The organism is Corynebacterium ulceribovis DSM 45146 (assembly GCF_000372445.1).
In the GTDB taxonomy this organism is placed as follows: Bacteria; Actinomycetota; Actinomycetes; order Mycobacteriales; family Mycobacteriaceae; genus Corynebacterium; species Corynebacterium ulceribovis.
The window spans coordinates 390,686-411,736 of record NZ_AQUY01000001.1 but is presented as its reverse complement, the minus strand read 5'-3'; the positions used below and the strand labels follow the sequence as shown (position 1 = coordinate 411,736).

Below are 21,051 nucleotides of genomic sequence, written 5' to 3'. Positions count from 1 at the left end.
AGTAACTGTGTCTGACGACAGAATATTGCAAGCACGTTCCCGGCAGCTGGTTAAGATGGAGAATTAACTGCGTTATTCCTCGCTATTCCCCGTGAAAGGCAACTTGAGTACACCGATGACCACACCCACTTTCCAGCAACTAGGCGTCGCCTCCGAGATCGCGTCAGCGTTGCAGGAATATGGCATCGTGCGGCCATTTGCCATCCAAGAATTAACGCTGCCGCTAGCCCTCGACGGCAATGACCTTATCGGGCAAGCTCGCACCGGCATGGGTAAGACCCTCGGATTCGGTGTCCCACTGCTGGACCGCATTTTTGACGATGCGGACATTGAAGAACTCGACGGTAGCCCGCGCGCACTCGTGGTCGTCCCCACCCGAGAACTGTGCCAGCAGGTGTGTTCGGACCTGACCCGGGCAGCGAAGAACCTGACAGCATTTCGCAATGGTGTTGACGACAGCAATGGCACTCGGCCGCTGCGCGTGCTCGAGATTTATGGTGGGCGTCCCTATGAACCACAAATCGATGCGCTCCAACGTGGTGTGGACGTCGTTGTTGGCACGCCTGGGCGTCTGCTGGACCTGCACCAACGCGGCGATTTGATGCTCGACAAGGTACGAGTCCTTGTGCTGGATGAAGCCGACGAAATGCTCGACCTCGGGTTCCTGCCCGATATTGAAAAGATTCTGCAGACCCTGCCCGCGCAGCGCCAAACGATGCTGTTTTCCGCAACCATGCCTGGGCCAATTATTGCCCTATCCCGCAACTTCCTTCACAAACCGGTGCATGTACACGCGGAAGCTGCCGAATCTTCCCTGATGCACTCGGCCATTAAGCAAGTAGTGTTCCAGTCGCACCAGATGGACCGGATTGATGCGCTCTCTCGCATCCTGCAGGCAGACGGTCGCGGTCGGACCATCATTTTCTGCCGTACCAAGAATTACACCGCCCGGGTCGCCGAAGACCTCGCAAACCGCGGATTTGATGTTGCTGCAGTACACGGTGACATGGGACAAGGCGCACGCGAAGCTAGCCTTGATGCGTTCCGAGAAGGCAAAGCCGAGATTTTGGTGGCCACCGATGTGGCGGCCCGTGGCATTGATATTGACGATGTCACACATGTGGTGAATGTTCAGGTCCCGGAAGATGAAAAAACCTATGTGCACCGCATTGGCCGCACTGGCCGCGCCGGCAACTCTGGTACCGCAGTGACAATGGTCGGTTGGGATGAGCTCCACCGCTGGCGTCTTATCAGCGACGCACTGGAATTGGACAACCCTGAACCACCGCGTTGGTTCTCCAACTCGCCAGAACTGGCCGAAGCGCTGGGAATTCCTGAAGATGCGGAAAGCTCAGTCGGTCCTGCCCGCAAACTCATCGGTTCGCGGCCAGCACGTTCTTCCAGGCAGAGCCCACGCCACACGAGTCGCAAACCCGCCCGCTCCGCCCGCTCCTCCCGACCATCGCGTGGAGCCCGACGCCGATGATTCCCGCCGAACGTAACCGTCCGGCAGACCGTATCGCTGCCAGCATTATCGCCGGTATCACTGTTGCGGCAGTAGGTGGAACCTGGTTTTTCTCCGATGCCCGACAAGCAAAGCACAACCCCGCTGCCGAAGCGATCGTGCAACACGCCACCCCGGAAAAGGCTCCCGACACGGTGACAGAGGCGTGGCGTGCCACCACCGTCGACCGCCACAACGGTGCCCGCCCAGTAGTCGCAGATGGTGCAGTAGTGGCTGAGGATGACCACGGATTCACTGCGATTGATGCCGCCACTGGGGAGACTGCTTGGGACTACTCCCGCCAGCGTGAACTTTGTGGCACTACCGCAGCTTGGGGCAAAGTCGTCGCTGTATACCGCGGCCCAGCCGGCTGTGGCGATGTCATTGCTTTTGACTCACTCACCGGGGCATACACCGGCACGCGCTCGGCAGTATCAGCCGACAATGTCGCCGTATTCAGTTCCAACAGTCGCGTCGGCACCGTCTCTGATCAGCGAGTAGAACTGTGGCGTTCGGATTTGGTCCGCACTGTCGAATATGGCCGAGTCGAATCTGCCAACGAGCCAAAGGCACAACCGCGCGCAGGCTGCCGGATCCATTCGGCGCTGACCCGCACAGAACTACTGGCAGTTGTCGATACATGCCCGAAGGATGGCGGAACCGTCACCTCGCTGCGGATGAGCGCTACCACCCCAGATGATGCCCGTACCCCTGAGGAAACCGCCTCCGTACAGCTCGATAGTGAACGCGCAGTGCTTGTTGGCATCAGTCAGGAAGCCGCCGCGGTCTACGTCGGTGGCGACCGCCCGATCCTCAAAGTTGTCTCCTCGGACGGCACGGTGTTATCGGAAACCAAGGTGCCGAAGTCCCCGACCGCCGAAACATATCTAGACAATATGGTCGACCAGCCGCTCCCCGACCCGGGTCCTGGCAAAGCTCACCAGCCTGCTACCCCGGCTTTTCTGCCTGCGACTGGCGATTTGCCGCACCACATGACGTGGTTCGATGGTGAACGACTCTACGGGTTTGAGCCCACCCGCCTCGGCGAAGGGTTTACCCTCAAAGAGGCCATTGGCGTTGGCGCCGCAATGGGCTCCGACCTGCTGATTCCAGTTTCGGACGGGCTGATGGTGCTGGATAAAACTACTGGAGAAAAGCAGCGCACCATCGCGGTGAACCGCGGCGATTACACCGGACCAGTATCGGTTTCAGTCACCGGCAACACGATTATTGAGCGCCGCGGCACTGACCTCATCGCGCTGCGCTAGTCGGGGCGCTAGCTCGCTGCGCTAGTCTTCCGCGTCTTTGCGCCCGACTGCCCAATCGACAGCCTTGCGATTAAAGAGCATTCCCAACGTCACCAAGCCCAAAAGTGCTGTACCTACCGCCCACAGCACACGGTCGGAGGTGAACATGTAGTACGCAATGCCAACGAGGAAAAGGTTCATCATCAGCAGCGGCGCGCGACCCCAGCGGTGCCCCTTCAGTAGCGCAATGGACGCGGCGAGCACCGCACCGAAGATGAGGATGAACCACAGCGCCGTACCCCACCCCGAAATCACCGCGCCAGGATCATGGAACCCCTGCAGGCTGCGGACCAGCAAAAATGACGCATAGCCTAGGCCAACAGCACCTTCACCAATGCCGATCATCGCAGCGAAGCGCACCGTCTCCGGCGGCGAATCAAATTCGGCAACGGGTGTAGGGGCAGCGGAGTTTTCTGGATGCGTATTCACGATGGCTAAGCCTAGTCCGTGCCGGAAAGTTACACTATTGCCGTGCGTTGCCTTGTCATCTCTAACCCAAATTCAACGTCGCAGGCCCCGAAGCTACAGCGGAGCATCATTCCGGCGTTGCTATCGGTCACTGGGATGAAGTCCGTGTTCACCGCCCACCCCGGCCATGCCACCGAGTTAGTCTCTGGCCTGATCAAGCAGGATTTCGACGCCGTCATTGCCATTGGCGGCGACGGCACGGTCAACGAAGTCATTAATGGATTGCTTGGTGACGACCCGACCACGCGGCCGACAGCCGAAAACCTGCCGGCACTCGCGGTGATTCCAACCGGCTCCGCCAATGTTTTCGCCCGTGCCATGGGCTACTCCCGAGAACCGGAAGCTGCCACGGCCCAGCTGGTTGCCGCGCTGCGGGACATCGCAAACGGAGTAGAAACCGATGACACATATATTCCGGTGCGCGCTGGATTTGTGCAGGACCACTGTTCCACGAAGCGCCGCTGGTTTGTGGTGAACGCAGGATTAGGCTTCGACGCGGAAGTCATTGCACGCATGGAAAAGCTGCGGGCACGTGGTCTGAGTGCCGCGCCGCAGCTCTACGCAAATACCGCAGTGCTTTCTTGGCTCCGGATGCGCCGAAGCCAGCCGCACATCTGCGCAGAGATTGTGACAGCTTCGAGGACCGAACGGTTCACGGACTTACCGCTGGCTTTGGTATCGAATACGCACCCTTGGACTTATTTTGGTGCGCTACCGGTGGTGACGAACCCCGAAAGTGAAGCAAAGGTGGGCATGAGTTTCTACTCCATCCCCACGGTGCGAGGAGTTGCGGGCTTTGCAGCGGTGGCGCAGATGATCTCTGATGGTCGTGGTGGCACTGCAGGTCTCACGCGTCTGCTGGGACTCGGGCCGACCGTAGTGCGAAGTGAGGGCGTGCAGGCGATGGAGTTGACTTCTGCGGAAGCTGTGCGCTTTCAGATAGATGGTGAATACCTCGGCGCCACTACTGGTTTGACGTTTTCTTCACACCCAAGCGTGTTGAATTTCGTGGCTCCCGCTGCAGAAAGTACGGGCGTCAAGTAGGCTCTCCCCTTGTGCGTTAACCACGAGTTAGCGATGAATGGTTGTGTTTGACCAACAATCAGAATTTATTTTGAGCGGCTGGCCTGCAGGTTTACCGAGCAGAAACTTTCCATTCAATTCAGTGTGACCTTTCACACTTTTTCGTTTTACCCCTTTCTTTTCCCCCGAAATGGTGCCAAACTTCTTGGTGTCCGCAAAGGGAACGGAAAGATAATTCCCTTTCAATCAACCAACTTTTTGGTTAATTTCCTGTGAACCCCTTCTCAGCGCACTATTGCGCTCTAGGGACTTGACCAATCAACATCTGCCCGTTGGTTGAAAACCAGTGATTTCAAGGAGTGTTTACCCATGGATTGGCGCCACCACGCTGTTTGCCGCGATGAAGACCCAGAACTGTTTTTCCCAGTAGGCAACTCCGGCCCAGCTCTCGCACAGATTGCTAAGGCCAAGGTCGTCTGCAACCGCTGCCCATCTGCCACCGAATGCCTCAAGTGGGCACTGGAAACCGGCCAGGACGCTGGTGTCTGGGGTGGCATGTCTGAAGAAGAACGCCGCGTACTCAAGCGCCGCCGCAACCGTGGCCGCCGCGCTCGCGTCACGGTGTAACCCAACTTAACCCGACCGATTTCGTTGGCTGCGCCTTCTCCCGATAGGGTGTAAGGGTTAGCCCGATCCCCTCACAAAAGGAGAGTCACATGAGCAAGCGTGGCCGCAAGCGCAAGGCGCGTCGTAAGAACAAGGCAAACCACGGACGTCGTCCAAACTCCTAAACCGAGTTTGTTTGCAAACACTGCGGGCGTGCTACCGGGAACATTCCGGTAGCACGCCCGCTTTGTCATTTCCGTGGCCGGTGCCGTTTTAGTCGCTGTTGTTGCCGTCTCTAGTCTTCGTCTGGCATGTGGTACTGCACAATACTGCGCTCCGACCGCTGCACAATCACCCGACTCGTCACCGCGCCATCCGCCGACGATCGCGTAATCGTGGTGTGGGAACGATACTCCCGAAACTGCACCTGCTGCGCGGCTCGTCGTACCTGTAGCGACAGCCGCTGCGCCAACTGCGGTGGCGCCGCCTCTGGGCAGCACCCTCGGCGCAGCAGTCGACGCAGCCGAAGCTCCGCACCTAGAGTTTCTAGGCACTCTGGGCAATTGCGAACAAAATCCCGGATCCGTTGCACATCAGCTTCGCTGAGCTGATGGGAGGGCTCGAGCTGCCGTAGTTCCGCCCGCTGCTCTTCGCATTGGCCCTCGGCCGCATCGCGAATGTCCCTATCCATTCTGTGCCTCCGTCGTTGCGTTGCTGTTTCGAAGGAATCCACGTTCCTCGGCTACTTCTTGCAACGCCTCTCGCAGCTTTTTTCTTCCACGGTGCAGCCTAGACATCACCGTACCGATCGGTGTATCCATCACTTCCGCAATTTCTTTGTACGGCAAGCCCTCCACATCGGCGTAGTACACCACCATGCGGTAGTCCTCACCGAGCTGGTTCAACGCCTCAGAAATTTCCGTGTCCGGCAGCAATTCCAAGGCCTCAACCTCGGCAGAACGCAGACCAGTCGACTCATGCGACGCGGTCTCCGCCAACTGGTAGTCAGTAATTTCGTCAGTTGGATACTGCGCTGGCTGCCGCTGCTGCTTGCGGTACATATTGATGTACGTATTCGTCAAAATACGGTGCATCCACGCCTTCAGGTTCGTTCCCGGCTTATACCCCCGGAAACCCTGAAACGCCTTCATATAGGCTTCCTGCACCAAGTCTTCCGCATCCGCAGGGTTGCGGGTCATGCGCAGCGCAGCGCCATACAAACTGTCGACGAGCGGCATCGCATCACGTTCAAAACGCGCAGCCAGCTCTTCGGCGCTTTCATCAGTACGCACAACTGCCTTAGTGGGCTCCGCCGTCATCAGTGTCAGCTGCCTTTCCGAATTCAACTGGTCCCACCTACTTTAGCGGGTCACAATAAAGTGTCTTGCTCCCCCACCGGTGCAATCAGCTCAGGATCATTCACCCGCGCGTTTCCCACCCGCCGAGAAACTTCCTGCACCTGGAACTGAGCGACAAACTCCTCGTCAGTGGGATGCAACAATTCCCGCGCATCCTGCGGTTCTGCGCTCAACCACCGCTCCGCTTCGTCGGCAAGCAAAATCCTTGGCATTCGGTCATGCAGCCACGTCAACTGCCCCACCGACTCCGTAGTAATAATCGTGCAAGACAGTAAATCAGTGCCCGATTTCGGTTCGGACAATACCTCCCACAGTCCGGCAGCAAACAGCGCGCCATCTGGGTGGTGGGTGAAATATGGCACCTTCCCCTCCGCCGCACCGTTCTTCCCGCCGGGCTTCCACTCATACCAACCGTCCATTGGCACCAAACAGCGCCGCCGTTTAAACGCCGCCCGAAACGATGGTTTCTCCGGTGCTGTTTCCCCGCGCGCATTAAACATCGGTGTTTTTGGCAGCGACTTCGACCACGACGGCACCAGTCCCCACCGCATCGGCCGCACGATGGTCTGCTCGGCGTACAGTTCTTCTTGCAGACCTTCCCCCACCGTGACCACCGCTATTTGCTGAGTTGGTGCCGTATTCCAGTTAGGCTTAGAGATATCGGTCAGGTCGATAGCTGGCGCCGGTAACCCCGGCACCGTCGCCAAGGCGGAAGTTAACCCTTCGCCGATGGTGAATGACACAAATCGTCCGCACATGACCCCATTGAACACGAATATCCCCGGCCGCATGGCCTAAGCGACATTGGCGACAAATTCAGGAACAATAAGAACTGTGAATAACAAAGAACTGTGGGCCGCACCCGTTGCTGACCGCCCGGTGACTGCGCAGGTGACCATCCCGGGTTCCAAATCCATCACCAACCGCGCACTCATCCTTGCCGCGCTAGCCGATGGACCATCCAAACTGGTGGGCGCACTACGCTCCCGCGACACCGAACTTATGGTGCAGGCGCTGAAAGAACTCGGCACCACTTTCCGCCAAGAGACCACGCACCAAGGCAGCGCCGCAACCTCAGTGCATATCACCCCGGCAACGTTGCGCGGCGCCGTTATTGACTGCGGACTGGCCGGCACCGTCATGCGTTTCGTACCGCCAGTTGCGGCGTTGGCAAGCGGCACCGTTTTCTTCGATGGCGATGCCCAAGCCCGCCGTCGCCCGATGGGCACCATCCTCAACGCCCTGCGCGACCTTGGCATCAGCGTCACCGGCGATGCATTGCCGTTCCGCGTTCACGGCAATGGCCAGCCTCAGGGTGGCCGCGTCGAAGTAGACTCCTCCGCCTCCAGCCAGTTCATTTCGGGTCTACTGTTGTCCGCTGCTCGCTACGCCAACGGCATGACCATCGTGCAAACCGGCGCTTACCTCCCGAGCCGCCCGCACATCGACATGACGCTGAAGATGCTGCGCGAAGCTGGGGTGACCATCGGCCAGCCAGACCCGAACACATGGGTGGTCAAGCCAGGACCGATTGCTGGACGTACCTGGAATATTGAACCCGATCTGTCCAACGCCACCCCATTTTTGGCGGCCGCAGCGGTCACCGGCGGCGAAGTCACCATCCGCAATTGGCCGGTGCAGACGACCCAGGCCGGTGACCATATTCGCAATGTGCTGCAGCGCATGGGCTGCCGTGTGGAACTAGTAGCGAACCAGCAGGGCGGCGAAAATCTGAAGGTAACCGGCCCACAGCCTGGCGAGCTCCGCGGTATTGACATCGACATGTCTGACATCGGCGAGCTCACCCCGACGGTCGCAGCATTGGCGGCGTTGGCGAACTCCCCGTCCCAGATTTCCGGGGTAGCACATCTGCGGGGCCACGAAACCGACCGCCTTGCCGCATTGACCACTGAGCTCAACAACCTTGGCGGCAACTGCACAGAAACCACCGATGGGCTGCGTATTGTCCCGCAGCCGCTCCACGGTGGCCAGTGGCATTCCTACGCTGACCACCGGATGGCGACTGCCGGCGCAATCATCGGTTTGTCTGTTCCGGGTGTGTTGGTGGAAGATATCGCTACCACTGCAAAGACGCTGCCCGGATTCGAACTGTATTGGGCACAAATGCTGGGCCGCAACGCCGCCGACTTGGATGGCGACGGCATTATTGACGGTTACGAAGGGGAGGCAGAGCACTGAGCCGGAGATCTGCTCACGACTGGGACGAGTCCGATGTTCGGGTCCGCCCCGGCAAAGGGTCGCGGCCGCGCACTAAAGACCGCCCACGCCACGACAATGCGAAATGGGGCATGGTGGTGTCCCGTGACCGCGGCCGTTGGGGCGTAGTGCTTGATGACGGATTGGGCACCGATCCGGTGGTGTGCATGCGGGCCCGCGAACTCGGACGCACCGCAATTGTGGTTGGCGACCGAGTTGGTGTTGTTGGGGATACCTCCGGCCGACCAGGCACCCTCGCGCGCATCGTGAAGCTGCAAGACCGCACCAGTGTGCTGCGCCGCACAGCCGATGACACCGACCCGTTTGAACGCATCGTCGTAGCCAACGCTGACCAGTTGCTCATTGTCTGCGCAGTCGCGCAGCCCACCCCGCGAGCCGGTTTCGTCGAACGCGCACTGGTAGCGGCCTATGCCGGTGGGCTAAAGCCAGTCCTCTGCCTGACCAAGACCGACCTCGCAGACCCAGCCCCATTCGCAGCGCAGTTCGCAGCTCTCGATATTCCGGTAGTTATTTCCGGAGTTGAAGATGATTTAACAGCGGTGACCGATACCGTCAATAAGCACATTACGGCGCTGATTGGGCACTCGGGTGTGGGTAAATCTACGCTGGTTAACCGCCTCGTTCCGGATGCAGACCGCGCAACTGGTGTGGTGTCCGGAGTCGGCAAGGGTCGGCATACTTCTACGCAATCTGTGGCGCTGCCGCTGCCCGGTGGCGGATGGATTGTAGACACCCCAGGTATCCGGTCGTTTGGGTTGGCGCATATCGACCCTGACCAGGTTATTGGGGTGTTTGATGACCTCGCGGAAATTGTTCAGGACTGTCCGCGTGGCTGCACTCATGCGGGACCGCCTGCTGACCCAGAATGCGCGCTCGACAAGGTCATTGCCGAAGATCCGGATGGTCCGACAGCACGCCGCGCAGTGGCGGTTCGAGGGCTACTTGCGGCGCTGCGGACAAACGAAGAGTGGGAACTAGATATCGAGCGGGATTAGCGGCACTGCCCTACCCGCGCGTCCTGTGGGCTGGAGTTACAGCAGCTCCACAAGAAACGGCAGTTCGGACACGTCGTACCACGCCAATGGGTGGTCTTCGGCTTCGCCGAGCACAAACTCGGCATCTGGGTCGCCCATATCAGCTTGGTCGACAGCGTCAATGGCATCACGCACTGCGTCTTCGGCACCAACCACGTCGACGTGGACCGATGCAATGTCCTCAACTGTCAGCTGCGCTGGTGCCACCTTCAATACCGCAGTGTCCATATCAGGCAGCGCTGTCAGGCGGTCATCGGCAATATCGGCAGCAATGACGACGCGGCGGTGCGGGAACTTTTCCTCATCGCCAATGGCAAGCAGCCGTAGGGATGCCCGGCCAGCTTCGGAAAACGCGACGTCAGCGAGCTCATCTTCATCGCCGGAGGTGTAGAACTCAGTCAAAGCTGGCGTTACACCAAACACATAACCGCTGCGCACCTGCAGCACACCGGTTTCACTGAGCCGGTTGATCATGGCGAACGTCGCAGGGATATAGACGCGCACGAGGTTAAAACTCCCCGCTGAGCTCAAACAGGCCCATAATTTCGATGACCGTCCGGTCGAACTGGCTGTAGAGCACACCGACCATGCCGTGTTCAATCGCGCCGACAATATTCTCAATGCGGTCATCAACTAGGACGCAATCAGAAGCTGGCAGTTCCAACGCGGCAGCGGCAGTATCAAAAGCCTCCGCAGTTGGCTTCTCGGCACCAATCTCACCAGAGAGAATGACAGCATCAACAAAGCCGCCCTGCTCCCACGCACGGATATGATCCGCACCTGGACCGCCTGGGTCATTCGACAAGACTGCGGTGCCCACGCCCGCATCTCGTGCAGATTTCAGCAGGTGACGCCAGCGCTGCTGCTCTTCTTCAGGTCCGTCCAAAACGCCTACATAATCGACAATTAGCCCTCGCATGCCACTTACAGTAGTCGGTTTATAAAACCTGTGCGATACTGGCCTGGCGTGCCCACGCGCATCGAACTTCCTCTCCCCAGATCGATGCCCGCAAATTTGATCTGCGCACTTGAATTTGGAGAGGACTTTCCGTGACCTTGCTCACCGGCACCCCTGCTGTGCCCGCTGCCACGCCAACTACCCTGCCGGCTGTTCTGCCCGCTGCGCCGCCAGCACTGCGACAACTCCGCGGACACCGCTTCCTTCATCGATTGGTGCCCACTGCCCCAGCTAACGATTCCCACGAATCCCGGCCGCTACCAGTCCACCCCAATACCGTCATCGGCAGCACCACCACGCTGCCGGACGAAGCTAAACGAAAAACAGCTCATATGCTGCGCATCATCATCGAAGTAATCGACGGTCGGCGCCCAACCCGACAACTGCGGAAACTTCCACTGACACCACTGGTTCGCGCAGCCATCGAAACCCGAATCCGAGCGCAGCTACACACCACTGGTTCTCGGCTGGGGCGGGTGCACTTTCAGCCGATGCCTACCGCGGTGATGGCGAAAACCGACCGGCCAGAAGCCACTGCGGTGGAATTCTGCGGAACATGGGCGCAGCATCGACGTGTTCGCGCATTTGCCGGTCGAATAGAAAAACAGCGCGGGACGTGGACCGTCACCGCGCTGCGTTTCATCTAACAGCTACTTCTGCTTCCGAGCTTGGCGTTCGGCGGCGCGACGCTCCGCACGGTTACCAGTCGCCGCAACATCCTGCGATTCCGGAGCACCGTCTTCACCAGGACCGGACAGGTGCATCGGAGTGTCGTCTTCCTTCTCCAACTCTGGCGCAATGTCCTTCTCATCGACCACGCCATCATCGTTGACATCCTGCACCGGTGCCGAGGCATCAACGCGGGCACGCATCAGGAACATCTGACGCACCGATTCTTCCTTGATGGAATCCATCATGGCGGTGAACAGGTCGAAGCCTTCCCGCTGATATTCCACCAGTGGGTCAGCCTGCGCCATCGCACGCAGGCCAATGCCTTCCTTCAGGTAGTCCATCTCGTAGAGATGCTCACGCCACTTGGTGTCCATCGACTGCAAAATCACGCCGCGCTCGAGGTTGCGCATGGCATCTTCGCCGCCGATAGCCGACACTGCTGCTTCCAGCTTGTCGTACTCTGCGTTGGCATCTTCCCGAACTGCCTTCGCCAAATCCTCAGCGGTCAGCTCACCGGCAGCACCGTACTCAGTGCCGTCCAGCAGATCCTTCCAGGCAATCTTCGGGTCGTACAGCGACTCGAGGGCGTTCCATAGTTCGTCAAGGTCCCAGTCTTCGACGTAGCCACGTTCGGTGGCACCTTCAACATATGCGTTGATGGTGTCATCAATCATGTTGCGGACCTGGGACTTGAGGTCCTTGCCTTCAAGGATCTCGCGCCGCTCTGCGTAAATGACCTTACGCTGCTGGTTCATCACTTCGTCATACTTCAAAACGTTCTTACGCACTTCGAAGTTCTGCGCTTCCACCTGCGACTGGGCGCCCTTAATGGAGTTGGACACACGCGAGTTATCAATTGGCACATCATCCGGCAGGCGCAGCATATTCATCAGCGCTTCCATCTGTGGACCATTGAAGCGAACCATCAGTTCATCGCGCATCGACAGGTAGAAGCGAGTTTCACCTGGGTCACCCTGACGGCCGGAACGGCCGCGCAGCTGATCGTCAATACGGCGCGACTCGTGCCGCTCCGTACCCAGCACATAAAGGCCACCGGCGTCGCGCACATCCTCAGCTTCTTCTTCGGCACGCTTTCGAGCCGCTTCAATCTCCGCATCCCAGGCTTCTTCATAGCCCTCTGGGTCCTCGACTGGGTCGTAACCGCGGGCACGCAGGTTATTGTCCGCAATGATGTCTGGGTTACCACCCAGCACAATGTCGGTACCACGGCCAGCCATGTTCGTCGCCACGGTGACAGCCTTCAGGCGGCCAGCTTCGGCAACAATCTGTGCTTCCTGCTCGTGGTGCTTCGCGTTCAACACGCTGTGCTTAACGCCCTTGCGCTGCAGCAGGTTCGACAAGTACTCGGAACGCTCCACCGACGTGGTACCGACCAGCACTGGCTGGCCCTGTTCCACGCGCTCTGCAATGTCTTCGACAATCGCCGCAAACTTTGCTTCCTGCGTCTTGTAAATCAAGTCAGACTTATCGTCACGCTGGTTCGGCTTGTTGGTTGGGATTGGCACCACATCAAGCTTGTAAATCTGGTGCAGCTCCGCCGCTTCCGTATCAGCGGTACCGGTCATACCAGCCAGCTTGTCGTACAGACGGAAGTAGTTCTGCAGCGTAATAGTGGCCAGCGTCTGGTTTTCCTGCTGGATTTCCACCTTTTCTTTGGCCTCAATCGCCTGGTGCATACCGTCGTTGTAGCGACGTCCAGACAGCACACGGCCGGTGAACTCGTCCACAATCATCACTTCACCGTTGCGGACGATGTAGTCCTTGTCGCGGGTGAACAGTTCCTTGGCCTTAATGGCGTTGGACAGGTAGCTCACCAGCTCCGAGTTTTCCGGTGCGTACAGGTTTTCAATGCCCAGCTGGTCTTCGACGAACTCGACGCCTTCTTCACGCACGCCGATGGTGCGCTTGCGCTCATCAACGTCATAGTGAATGTCCCGCTTCATCCGCGGCATCAGCTGAGCGAAGGCTACGTACCATTCTGAGGTGCCATCTACTGGGCCGGAAATAATCAGTGGGGTACGCGCTTCGTCAATCAGAATCGAGTCAACTTCGTCGACGATGGCGTAGTTATGGCCGCGCTGCACCAGTGCGCTGAGGTCGCGTGCCATATTGTCGCGCAGATAGTCGAAACCGAACTCGTTGTTCGTGCCGTAGGTGATGTCGGCGTTGTAGGCGCGGCGACGCTGGTCGGCGTCCTTACCCGACAAAATCACGTCGGTTTCCAAGCCGAGGAAACGGTGCACACGGCCCATCCACTCAGCGTCACGCTTGGCTAGGTAGTCGTTGACGGTAACCACGTGCACGCCCTTGCCGGACAGCGCATTGAGGTATGCCGGCAGCACACAGGTCAGGGTTTTACCTTCACCGGTTTTCATCTGCGCAACGTTGCCGAAGTGCAGTGCGGCACCACCCATAATCTGAACTTGGTAGTGCTTCTGTCCCAGCACACGCCACGAGGCTTCGCGGGCAACTGCGAAAGCTTCCAGCATGATGTCGTTGAGTTCTTCGCCGTCTTCGAGACGCTTTTTGAACTCGTCGGTCTTTGCCCGCAGTTCGTCGTCGGAAAGGTCCTCATAATCCTTTTCGATTGCAATGACCTGGTCGGCCATTTTCTTCAGACGCTTAACGGTTCGGTCTTCACCTAACCGGAGCATTTTCGACAAGGGATTACGCACTTCGTCTTTCCTTTGCGTGGCTGGTTTTATCGGGCAGTTCGGGCTGTCAAAGTTATAACAAAACCCGACCGTACCCGGCTAGCAGGTATCGATCGGGTCTAGTCTAGTCACTTACGCATACGCGCGTTGACTTCATCCTCAGTTAATCCTGAGTCAGGGAAATCAAACCGTAGTCGAAAGCGTGACGACGGTACGCCACGGATGGGCGACCATTTTCTTCGTTGATGAACAGGAAGAAGTCGTGGCCAACCAGTTCCATCTCAGACAGAGCATCATCGACGCTCATTGGCTTGGCTGGGTGTTCCTTGGTGCGGACAACCTTGCCTGGCACCACGTCGTCCACCGAGTTCTCGTATGGGTCGACATCGTACTGGCCAGCGGGCTTCTTGTCGTTGTCTTCCTTGGCTTCTTCAACCAGCGCTGCGGTTGCTTCACCCATGGACATCGGCGCGCGGTGGCCGGACATCGAAATCTGGCGACGTGCCTTCACCTTGCGCAGGGAGCGTTCCATCTTGGCCAATGCAACTTCCAGCGCCGCGTAGAAGCTATCTTCCTTAGCTTCCGAACGTGCCAAGTGACCCTTACCGGTTGCAGTGATCTGAATGCGGTCGGCACGATCCGAACGACGAGGGTTCCGTTCGTGCTGGAGTTCAACGTGGAAGAACGTCAGGGTTGGGTCCAGGCGCTCGATCTTGGCGAGCTTGGAGTTGACGCGCTCAGCAAAGTGCTCAGGCACTTCCACATTGCGACCGGTGATGGTTACCTGAGCCTCAGGCTTCAGGGCTTCGTTGGTGTCAACGCTGTTCGACACTTGATTACCTCCCGGTAGTCTCACCGCCCCTATGAGACGAGAGTTACTTCTCTGGGATGTCGGTGACTTATCTGACTTACAACTCAAGAATACATGTGCCAGATCCATCCCCGCCACAAGCCCGTAGCTTTTTGGTCAACCATTCGCTACCCGCTGCTCACCTGCAATTAGGCGTGACAAATCACCAGTGCAGCTACCGGCCGTGCCCCCAACGACCGCAACACCAACACCGACTCCCGCAGCGTCGCACCAGTGGTCAGCACATCATCCACCAACAGCACATTCTGACCACGCAATTGGCCACTTGCTGGCAACGGCATCACTCGCCCCGACAAATTCGCCTTCCGCTGCCCAGCGCTCAACCCCACCGAATCCGCAACCTGCTCACTCGAACGAAGCGCAGCCACCGCCGACAATCCCGCCCCAAATTCACAGGCGTACTCTGCCACCGCGGTCACGACATCCCCGCCGCGCTGCCGAATCGACGACCGTCGCGTCGGCGCCGGCACCAGGACTAAAGGTTCAATCCGCGGGTCCAACACCGCCCCTTCCACACTGAGCTTATTGACGCTTGCCGCCATCACAGCCCCCAGCGGACGCAACACATCCCGGCGCAACGACTCCTTCGCGGACAGCACCGCTGACCGATGCACTCCGGCATAAGGCGCACAGGAAAACACCGGCACCCCCACAGCCACTTTCGGCGACACCAACTCAGGCGCTCGACTCAGCGCCGTCTGACACGATTCACACACCCCGTTGCCCGGCGCTCCGCAACACGGGCAATCGCCCGGCAACACCAAATCCGCGACTCCCACCAATCCGTCAATAAGCCAAGAAGGAAGCGGAAGTGGCACTGGCGTCCTACTTTGTGGTCACCGGAACCGCGCGGGTACCTTGCATCGCTGGAACCTCACGCCAGAACTGCTCCTTGCCGGCCCCTGGGGACAACTGCACCAACGAGGACGCATCCGTGGCATAGAGCATGGAGCGGGTTGACGCGACCGCGACCACCGGGGCGTTAATGTTCCGGCTCGACATGACATAGTTCGCCGAACCATCCGCCTCAATCCGCCACACCGGCGAATCCGCGGACGACGTACCCACCAGCAAAGAACCATCCGTATTCCACGCAAGCGACAACGCCGTACTGCCAATGGGGAACGCAATCTCGCGCACATTTTCCAGCTTGCGGGTGCCCGCAGATGGCCACGCAATCGAGGCAATATACACCCGGCCATCCACAATCATCGCCGCAACCGAATCCGAACGGTTCGTCTCAAACACCGACACCGCGCCCTTCAGGTCCGCAAGCTCCGACGACTCCACCTCCGACTGGGAGGTTTCCCCACTGGACGAGCGCACCACTCGGACCACACGATGGCCATCGACGACGGTCCACACAGCGCCCGAATCCGCACCCCATGACGGCCTGGTCAGCGTCTTTGCAGACAGCACCCGGTTTTGATCACCCGACTCGGTGCCCATCACCAGCTCCGAGCCATCTCGACCCGCAGCGCGATTCGACCGCACCCCCGCAATCTCCGTGCCATTCGGTGCCACCGACACCGACTCCAAATCTGAGGCGGTACCCCAACCACCAGCGACCGGCTCCAACGAATTGCCGACCACTTTCCGCAGTCGACCATCCTGCAGCGCATACAGACCGCCTACCGCCTCCGAAGACGCTTGTGGGTCATATTCGCTGACATCCTCAATATTCCAGCCATCGGCGAACTCCCCGAGCAGCGGGACACCATCACTATTGATGAAATATGGACCGCGGATCTCCGACGCCGCGAGCGTCCACACGCTCTGCGCCGCCAGCCGGGTCCGATCCGACGGCGACAGCTCCCCTAAGCCAGTGAAATTAATGGTGATATTGCCTGCCGACATATCCACCGACACCGCCGAGCCCGGCGGCAACTTCGACCGCAGTGACGGCTGGAACTGTTGCCGCGGCCCCGAGGCCAACAAGTTCATCAAACTTGCCGCCCGGAAATCCGAAGTGGTGAGAATCCACCGGCGGTCCGGCACCAAAAACCGCTCGCTATTGTCAAAAAACAGCACGTCATGCGGGGCGTAGTTATCCAAAAAGTCCGGACGCTCCACAATCACACCCTGCGGCAGTGAGGAAATCCGCCACTGGCCTTCCTGGTTTTTCCGCAGTGTAAACGGTTCCTCATAGGCACCGTTTTGCGGATCATAGGCGCCGCCGGGCCCCAGCTTGCCGACCACCGAACCACGGACCTTATAGGTCAACTCATCGCCGGAGGTCACCGACTCGGTGCTGATATCTAGGCGGGAAATAATCAGCATGTCCGGCCGGTCATTCCACTTTTCTGCCGCATCGGGCATCAGGAACTGCCGGGCCGCCGCGTGGTCCTGCGCTGGGTGCGCCGCCGCCGAGAAAAAGTCGCGCAGCAACAGGTCCGGTGCCTGGTCCTTCTGCGGCGCCGCAATATCTGCCGTGCTGGTGGCAGCTTCGTAACCGCGTAGTGCCTGTGGGTTACTCTCCCCTGGCAAGGTGGTGCAGCCCGCCAGCAGCGGCAGGGCGGCAAGCAATGACAGCCGGCGCCAACGCGCGCGGGTGCGGTCGGTACCGGTGCGGTCGGTGCGGTCGAGGCCAGTGCGGTGGTGGTTTCGGTTCAGGTCCGCCATCTCAGCTCTCCTTCCCCGTCTCTGGGTCAGGATAGGTATCCTGCAGTCGTTTCACCAGCGGGTCCATGACCAATTCCCCCAAAGAATACTCCCCGGTTTCGGGCTTATCGACGGGTTTAACCTCGCCCGAAGCGGTTTCCGTCAGCGTAGTCACAACCAACGGCAACGGGCTGGAGTCGACAATGCCGCCGGGCACCAGTGGCAGCGTCAAGCGGAAGCAACTGCCAACTCCTGGGTCACCAACTGCCTCTAGCCGACCGCCGTGCAGCAGCGCATCTTCGCGAGCGATGGCCAGACCAAGGCCGGTACCGCCGGTGCGTCGTTCACGGGATGGATCGGCGCGCCAGAAGCGGTTGAATACGAGTTCTTCCTGGCCTGGCTTCAAACCAACACCATTGTCGGTGACGGTAACGGCCACTTCTTCATCGTCGGCGCGCAGCGCAACCATAATCGGATTGCCTTCAGAGTGGTCTAGCGCGTTGGCCAACAGGTTGCGCAAGATTCGTTCCACCCGGCGAGTATCAACAACAGCGGACACTGGTTCTTCTGGGAAGTCCCAAATCAGTTGCACCCCGGACTCTTCTCGCAAGTGCTCTAGTGGGTGCCACGCGGAGGTGACACAGCCGCGGATATCGATGCGTTCTGCGGTCAGGTCTGCGACGCCGGCATCGTGGCGGGAAATCTCCAGCAGGTCTCCGAGCAGCATTTCGAAGCGGTCCAGCTCAGTGATGAGCAGCTCCGCCGAGCGCTGAGTCAGTGGGTCCAATTCGTCGGCGTTATCCCAAATCATGTCGGCAGCCATCCGCACTGTAGTCAGTGGCGTGCGCAGCTCGTGGGAAACGTCAGAGGTGAACTGGCGCTGCAGGTCGGTGTATTCCTCCAGCTGCGTAATCTGCTGGGACAGTGATTCGGCCATCTCGTTGAAGCTGATGCCAAGGCGGGCGATTTCGTCTTCGCCTTCCACCGGCATGCGTTCGCGGAAGTTACCGGAGGCAAACCGTTCCGCAATGCGGGATGCGGAGCGGATTGGCGCGGTGATTTGGTGAGAGAACAGCCAGGCAATGGCAACGAGCAGCACCATCAGCACAAGACCGCCAGCCAGCAGCAGACCACGCACCAGGTCCAGCATGCTTTCTTCGCTCTGCATGGACACCACCAGGTACAGCTCAAGGTTGGGGATATCCGTTGACGTTGGGGTGCCGATAATCAGGGCTTTGTAGGCCGTACCATCTGGTCGGGCCACGGTGGCGTATTGGTAACTCACCTGCCCGCTCTGCACGAATTTACGCAGCGTATCGGGGATCGGGTTTTGCTGCGGCAAACTCACGGACGCGTGGTTCGACACGTCTGGGGCGATAAGCACGGGTTCGAAATTTTCGGCTGCGCCGGAGGTGCCGCCGCTGCTGCGGGACTGGTCGGTGAGCACTTGCCGGGCCACCGCTAACCGGGACTCAGTGCTGTTGAGCGCATCGGTGTTCGCAATTTGTTGCTCTACAACTCGGCGCGCACGCTCAATTTCTTGGTCGGAGGCGTCCAACTTCGCACCAAGCAGCTGCTGCGCAATGATGCTGATCAGGACAATGCCCAGGATCAAAATGACGGATGCAGATGCCAGCACCACGGACGACACCACCCGCACCTGCGTGGAGGTGCGCCACAGGTGGATGCCTTGGTCCTGAATATTTTCGATGCTGGTCCGCAGCCGGGTAATCGGCCGCATGGCCACTTCCGAACTGGTATCCGGCGAATCGTCAGCCGACAAACTATCTCCCGGGGCGGCAGTTACTGCCTCCGTCACTCATTAACTCCCGTTTTGTAGCCGACGCCACGGACAGTCAGAACAATTTTCGGGTTTTCTGGGTCCTGCTCAATTTTCGACCGCAGGCGCTGCACATGCACGTTCACGAGGCGAGTATCCGAGGCGTGCCGGTAGCCCCACACTTCCTCCAATAGTTCTTCGCGGGAGAACACTTGCCCTGGCTTGGATGCCAGTTTCAGCAGCAGGTCGAATTCCAGTGGGGTCAGCGCAATTTCTTCGTCACCGCGGCTAACAATGTGCCCCGGCACGTCGATCTGCAGGTCACCGATTTCTAGGAAATCAGTCGGCGTATCGTCGCTGCGCCGCAGGCGAGCCCGCACCCGCGCAATGAGTTCCTTTGGCTTAAACGGCTTCGGAATGTAGTCGTCTGCACCGGATTCGAGCCCGAGCACCACATCAACGGTGTCGGTTTTCGCGGTCAACATAATCACGGGTACTGCGGAGGTCTCCCGAATTTTGCGGCAAACGTCAATACCGCTCATTCCAGGCAGCATGAGGTCAAGCAGCACGAGGTCCGGGTTTTCGGCACGTTCGGCGTTCACCGCTTCAATACCGTCGCCCACTACAACGGTGTCAAAGCCTTCACGGTTCAGCACCATCGTGAGCATTTCCGCAATGGCCGGGTCGTCGTCTACCACCAGAATCTTCGCAGTCATGGCTTTATCCTAACCATTCTTCGGGCACAGCCACCGTTGATGGCGCAACTGATACTTTCGGCCAACCACATGCCGCCCCCGCTGCACTACCGGGGAATGATGCCGCACAGGCTTGCGCTGACCAGTGCTGAAATGCGCCTTCTTTGTCCGCGGCAATCTTCTGCACCAGGGGTGACAGCCATGCGACTACGTCTGCAGTCGGATGCTCAGCAGGGGCAATTTCCCACCGGGCCGGGGTGAAGGTGCCGTCGTCAGCGATTGTCCCCCAATGTCGCGCTGCAAGGTTCCGATAGGCCTGCGCCACTCGGGCTTGCAGACCCCCGTCGCGTTCGTATTCATCTTTAGCCCGCGTCGCATCCGCAGCAGCGCGTTGCTCAGCCCGGCTGGCCGCCAGATCCACCGCTGCGTCAATAAGCACGGTGAGGTCGGCAGGCGGCAAACCTTTCGGCCCTACTTCGGCCTGGGTTAATTGCTTGATGACGGAAGGGATCGGCGATCCGGGTTCGGCAGGGATCTCAAGCTCAAGCCGGGCAGCGGTGTACGCCAGATTCGACGCGAAGTAGCGGTCCATGATGACGACATCGGCTGAATTGGTCAGTTCGAGGACGGTGTCGCGCATGGCGCTGCGGTCGCGGAAGAACAGTTCTGCCATCGCCAGCGGGTCACTGATAATGTCTGGGTGTTGGCCGTGGAGGGCTTCATCGATGGTGATGGCCCACTGGTTGCGACCGTAGGCGGGGAACCCCATGCGTTTAACGGTCAGGCCAGATTTTTCCAGAGCGGCGACGAGCATCGTGGTGAGGGTGTTTTTACCGGCGCCATCGATGCCCTCAATTGCCAAAATCACAGTGAACTCCGATATTAACTAGGCCAAAGCCTCAGCGAAGGTTTCGAACTCTTCGATGGTTTCCTCGTCGGTTTCTTCGCCGTACTTATCGAATACCTTGGCTGCCAGTTCGCTGAAGGACTCTGGGCACTCGCCGATACCCGCACGGATGAACGGGTATTCATTGACGATCTGGGAAGCGGAGTAGGTTGCGCCGCACCAAATAGCTGCGATGGTGGCAGCGGCCAGTGCGTTGTCGGTTTCCTCTTCGTCAGCTGGAGATTCAGCCAGCATCAACTTGCAGGCATCTTCCAGAGCTTCAAGGATGTCCTCTTCCTCCAGCAGGCTGAGGTCGTCGAGGAAATCAGCGTTGGTCTCGACGCTCAAGACATTTTCATCCCAATTAGACATTGC

The 21,051-nt window shown here is 59.1% G+C and carries 22 protein-coding genes; 8 read left to right on the top strand and 14 right to left on the bottom strand.

Annotated features, from left to right (window positions below):
• Window positions 1–115: 115 nt before the first annotated feature.
• Window positions 116–1,486, top strand: a complete 1,371-nt coding sequence (locus tag A3EC_RS0101935) for a DEAD/DEAH box helicase (protein WP_018023475.1) — start codon at window positions 116–118, stop codon at window positions 1,484–1,486.
• Entirely contained in the window at window positions 1,483–2,772 is a 1,290-nt protein-coding gene (locus tag A3EC_RS0101930; protein ID WP_018023474.1) for an Rv3212 family protein, read from the top strand. The genes A3EC_RS0101935 and A3EC_RS0101930 overlap by 4 nt, the downstream gene beginning before the upstream one ends.
• A 21-nt stretch (window positions 2,773–2,793) precedes the next feature.
• Here A3EC_RS0101930 and A3EC_RS0101925 read toward each other — a convergent pair whose 3' ends face one another.
• The gene (locus A3EC_RS0101925; protein ID WP_245532916.1) at window positions 2,794–3,240 is read right to left on the bottom strand and encodes a hypothetical protein; all 447 of its coding nucleotides are present in this window, start codon (window positions 3,238–3,240) and stop codon (window positions 2,794–2,796) included.
• Window positions 3,241–3,282: 42 nt separating this feature from the next.
• Between A3EC_RS0101925 and A3EC_RS11040 the strand changes: the two genes are divergently transcribed.
• From A3EC_RS11040 to A3EC_RS13265, 3 genes are all read left to right on the top strand, one after another.
• A complete protein-coding gene (locus tag A3EC_RS11040) occupies window positions 3,283–4,323 on the top strand; it encodes a diacylglycerol/lipid kinase family protein (RefSeq protein WP_169331383.1) in 1,041 nt (346 codons plus the stop codon).
• A 348-nt stretch (window positions 4,324–4,671) separates the two neighbouring features.
• On the top strand, window positions 4,672–4,929 hold the full coding sequence (locus tag A3EC_RS0101915; protein ID WP_018023471.1) for a WhiB family transcriptional regulator: 258 nt from the start codon (window positions 4,672–4,674) through the stop codon (window positions 4,927–4,929).
• Between the two features lie 89 nt (window positions 4,930–5,018).
• A complete protein-coding gene (locus A3EC_RS13265; protein WP_425386768.1) occupies window positions 5,019–5,093 on the top strand; it encodes a 50S ribosomal protein bL37 in 75 nt (24 codons plus the stop codon).
• Window positions 5,094–5,203: 110 nt separating this feature from the next.
• Here the strand turns inward: A3EC_RS13265 and A3EC_RS11035 are convergent, their stop codons facing one another.
• The 3 genes from A3EC_RS11035 to A3EC_RS0101900 are packed head-to-tail and all read right to left on the bottom strand — an operon-like array spanning window position 5,204 to window position 7,024.
• Window positions 5,204–5,599 carry a hypothetical protein gene (locus tag A3EC_RS11035; protein WP_018023470.1) on the bottom strand — a complete coding sequence of 132 codons (396 nt, stop codon included), beginning with the start codon at window positions 5,597–5,599 and terminating at the stop codon, window positions 5,204–5,206.
• On the bottom strand, window positions 5,592–6,227 hold the full coding sequence (locus tag A3EC_RS0101905) for a sigma-70 family RNA polymerase sigma factor (protein ID WP_018023469.1): 636 nt from the start codon (window positions 6,225–6,227) through the stop codon (window positions 5,592–5,594). Before A3EC_RS0101905 ends, A3EC_RS11035 begins: the two co-directional genes overlap by 8 nt.
• Window positions 6,228–6,277: 50 nt before the next feature.
• The gene (locus A3EC_RS0101900; protein WP_040427878.1) at window positions 6,278–7,024 is read right to left on the bottom strand and encodes an SOS response-associated peptidase; all 747 of its coding nucleotides are present in this window, start codon (window positions 7,022–7,024) and stop codon (window positions 6,278–6,280) included.
• A gap of 76 nt (window positions 7,025–7,100) precedes the next feature.
• On the opposite strand from A3EC_RS0101900, the gene aroA reads away from it, so the two are divergent.
• Both aroA and rsgA read left to right on the top strand, forming a co-directional pair.
• On the top strand, window positions 7,101–8,465 hold the full coding sequence (gene aroA / locus A3EC_RS0101895; protein WP_018023467.1) for a 3-phosphoshikimate 1-carboxyvinyltransferase: 1,365 nt from the start codon (window positions 7,101–7,103) through the stop codon (window positions 8,463–8,465).
• Entirely contained in the window at window positions 8,462–9,499 is a 1,038-nt protein-coding gene (rsgA, locus tag A3EC_RS0101890) for a ribosome small subunit-dependent GTPase A (RefSeq protein ID WP_026162090.1), read from the top strand. The genes aroA and rsgA overlap by 4 nt, the downstream gene beginning before the upstream one ends.
• 36 nt (window positions 9,500–9,535) lie before the next feature.
• Here the strand turns inward: rsgA and A3EC_RS0101885 are convergent, their stop codons facing one another.
• Both A3EC_RS0101885 and A3EC_RS0101880 read right to left on the bottom strand, forming a co-directional pair.
• Window positions 9,536–10,042: a DUF6912 family protein gene (locus A3EC_RS0101885; protein WP_026162089.1), complete on the bottom strand. Its 507-nt coding sequence runs from the start codon at window positions 10,040–10,042 to the stop codon at window positions 9,536–9,538.
• Window positions 10,043–10,046: 4 nt separating this feature from the next.
• Window positions 10,047–10,457 (bottom strand): HAD-IA family hydrolase, encoded by a 411-nt coding sequence (locus A3EC_RS0101880; RefSeq protein WP_026162088.1) that lies wholly within the window; start codon window positions 10,455–10,457, stop codon window positions 10,047–10,049.
• A 131-nt stretch (window positions 10,458–10,588) separates the two neighbouring features.
• Here A3EC_RS0101880 and A3EC_RS0101875 point away from each other — a divergent pair, with 131 nt between their 5' ends.
• Window positions 10,589–11,143: an Rv3235 family protein gene (locus tag A3EC_RS0101875; RefSeq protein WP_018023463.1), complete on the top strand. Its 555-nt coding sequence runs from the start codon at window positions 10,589–10,591 to the stop codon at window positions 11,141–11,143.
• A gap of 3 nt (window positions 11,144–11,146) precedes the next feature.
• On the opposite strand, the gene secA is transcribed toward A3EC_RS0101875, so the two are convergent.
• The 8 genes from secA to A3EC_RS0101835 form a co-directional block, all read right to left on the bottom strand.
• Window positions 11,147–13,843 (bottom strand): preprotein translocase subunit SecA, encoded by a 2,697-nt coding sequence (secA, locus tag A3EC_RS0101870; protein WP_018023462.1) that lies wholly within the window; start codon window positions 13,841–13,843, stop codon window positions 11,147–11,149.
• A 163-nt stretch (window positions 13,844–14,006) separates the two neighbouring features.
• On the bottom strand, window positions 14,007–14,675 hold the full coding sequence (gene hpf / locus A3EC_RS0101865; protein ID WP_018023461.1) for a ribosome hibernation-promoting factor, HPF/YfiA family: 669 nt from the start codon (window positions 14,673–14,675) through the stop codon (window positions 14,007–14,009).
• Window positions 14,676–14,842: 167 nt separating this feature from the next.
• Window positions 14,843–15,532, bottom strand: a complete 690-nt coding sequence (locus tag A3EC_RS0101860; protein WP_245532914.1) for a ComF family protein — start codon at window positions 15,530–15,532, stop codon at window positions 14,843–14,845.
• Window positions 15,533–15,539: 7 nt separating this feature from the next.
• Window positions 15,540–17,336, bottom strand: coding sequence for an MtrAB system accessory lipoprotein LpqB (gene lpqB, locus A3EC_RS0101855; RefSeq protein ID WP_018023459.1), 1,797 nt, complete (start codon window positions 17,334–17,336; stop codon window positions 15,540–15,542).
• A gap of 1 nt (window position 17,337) precedes the next feature.
• Entirely contained in the window at window positions 17,338–19,056 is a 1,719-nt protein-coding gene (gene mtrB, locus A3EC_RS11030; RefSeq protein ID WP_018023458.1) for an MtrAB system histidine kinase MtrB, read from the bottom strand.
• Window positions 19,057–19,130: 74 nt separating this feature from the next.
• Window positions 19,131–19,811, bottom strand: a complete 681-nt coding sequence (gene mtrA, locus A3EC_RS0101845) for an MtrAB system response regulator MtrA (RefSeq protein ID WP_018023457.1) — start codon at window positions 19,809–19,811, stop codon at window positions 19,131–19,133.
• Window positions 19,812–19,815: 4 nt separating this feature from the next.
• Window positions 19,816–20,658 carry a dTMP kinase gene (locus A3EC_RS11025; protein ID WP_018023456.1) on the bottom strand — a complete coding sequence of 281 codons (843 nt, stop codon included), beginning with the start codon at window positions 20,656–20,658 and terminating at the stop codon, window positions 19,816–19,818.
• A gap of 18 nt (window positions 20,659–20,676) precedes the next feature.
• Window positions 20,677–21,048, bottom strand: a complete 372-nt coding sequence (locus tag A3EC_RS0101835) for a DUF4259 domain-containing protein (protein ID WP_018023455.1) — start codon at window positions 21,046–21,048, stop codon at window positions 20,677–20,679.
• Window positions 21,049–21,051: the final 3 nt, after the last annotated feature.

Coding starts and splice junctions, on each gene's coding strand:
- mtrB (WP_018023458.1), bottom strand. CDS start 19,056: ATGCGGCCGATTACCCGGCTGCGGACCAGCATCGAAAATATTCAGGAC.
- A3EC_RS0101835 (WP_018023455.1), bottom strand. CDS start 21,048: ATGTCTAATTGGGATGAAAATGTCTTGAGCGTCGAGACCAACGCTGAT.
- secA (WP_018023462.1), bottom strand. CDS start 13,843: ATGCTCCGGTTAGGTGAAGACCGAACCGTTAAGCGTCTGAAGAAAATG.
- A3EC_RS0101915 (WP_018023471.1), top strand. CDS start 4,672: ATGGATTGGCGCCACCACGCTGTTTGCCGCGATGAAGACCCAGAACTG.
- A3EC_RS0101900 (WP_040427878.1), bottom strand. CDS start 7,024: ATGTGCGGACGATTTGTGTCATTCACCATCGGCGAAGGGTTAACTTCC.
- A3EC_RS11035 (WP_018023470.1), bottom strand. CDS start 5,599: ATGGATAGGGACATTCGCGATGCGGCCGAGGGCCAATGCGAAGAGCAG.
- A3EC_RS0101905 (WP_018023469.1), bottom strand. CDS start 6,227: ATGACGGCGGAGCCCACTAAGGCAGTTGTGCGTACTGATGAAAGCGCC.
- mtrA (WP_018023457.1), bottom strand. CDS start 19,811: ATGACTGCGAAGATTCTGGTGGTAGACGACGACCCGGCCATTGCGGAA.
- A3EC_RS0101880 (WP_026162088.1), bottom strand. CDS start 10,457: ATGCGAGGGCTAATTGTCGATTATGTAGGCGTTTTGGACGGACCTGAA.
- lpqB (WP_018023459.1), bottom strand. CDS start 17,336: ATGGCGGACCTGAACCGAAACCACCACCGCACTGGCCTCGACCGCACC.
- A3EC_RS0101930 (WP_018023474.1), top strand. CDS start 1,483: ATGATTCCCGCCGAACGTAACCGTCCGGCAGACCGTATCGCTGCCAGC.
- A3EC_RS0101935 (WP_018023475.1), top strand. CDS start 116: ATGACCACACCCACTTTCCAGCAACTAGGCGTCGCCTCCGAGATCGCG.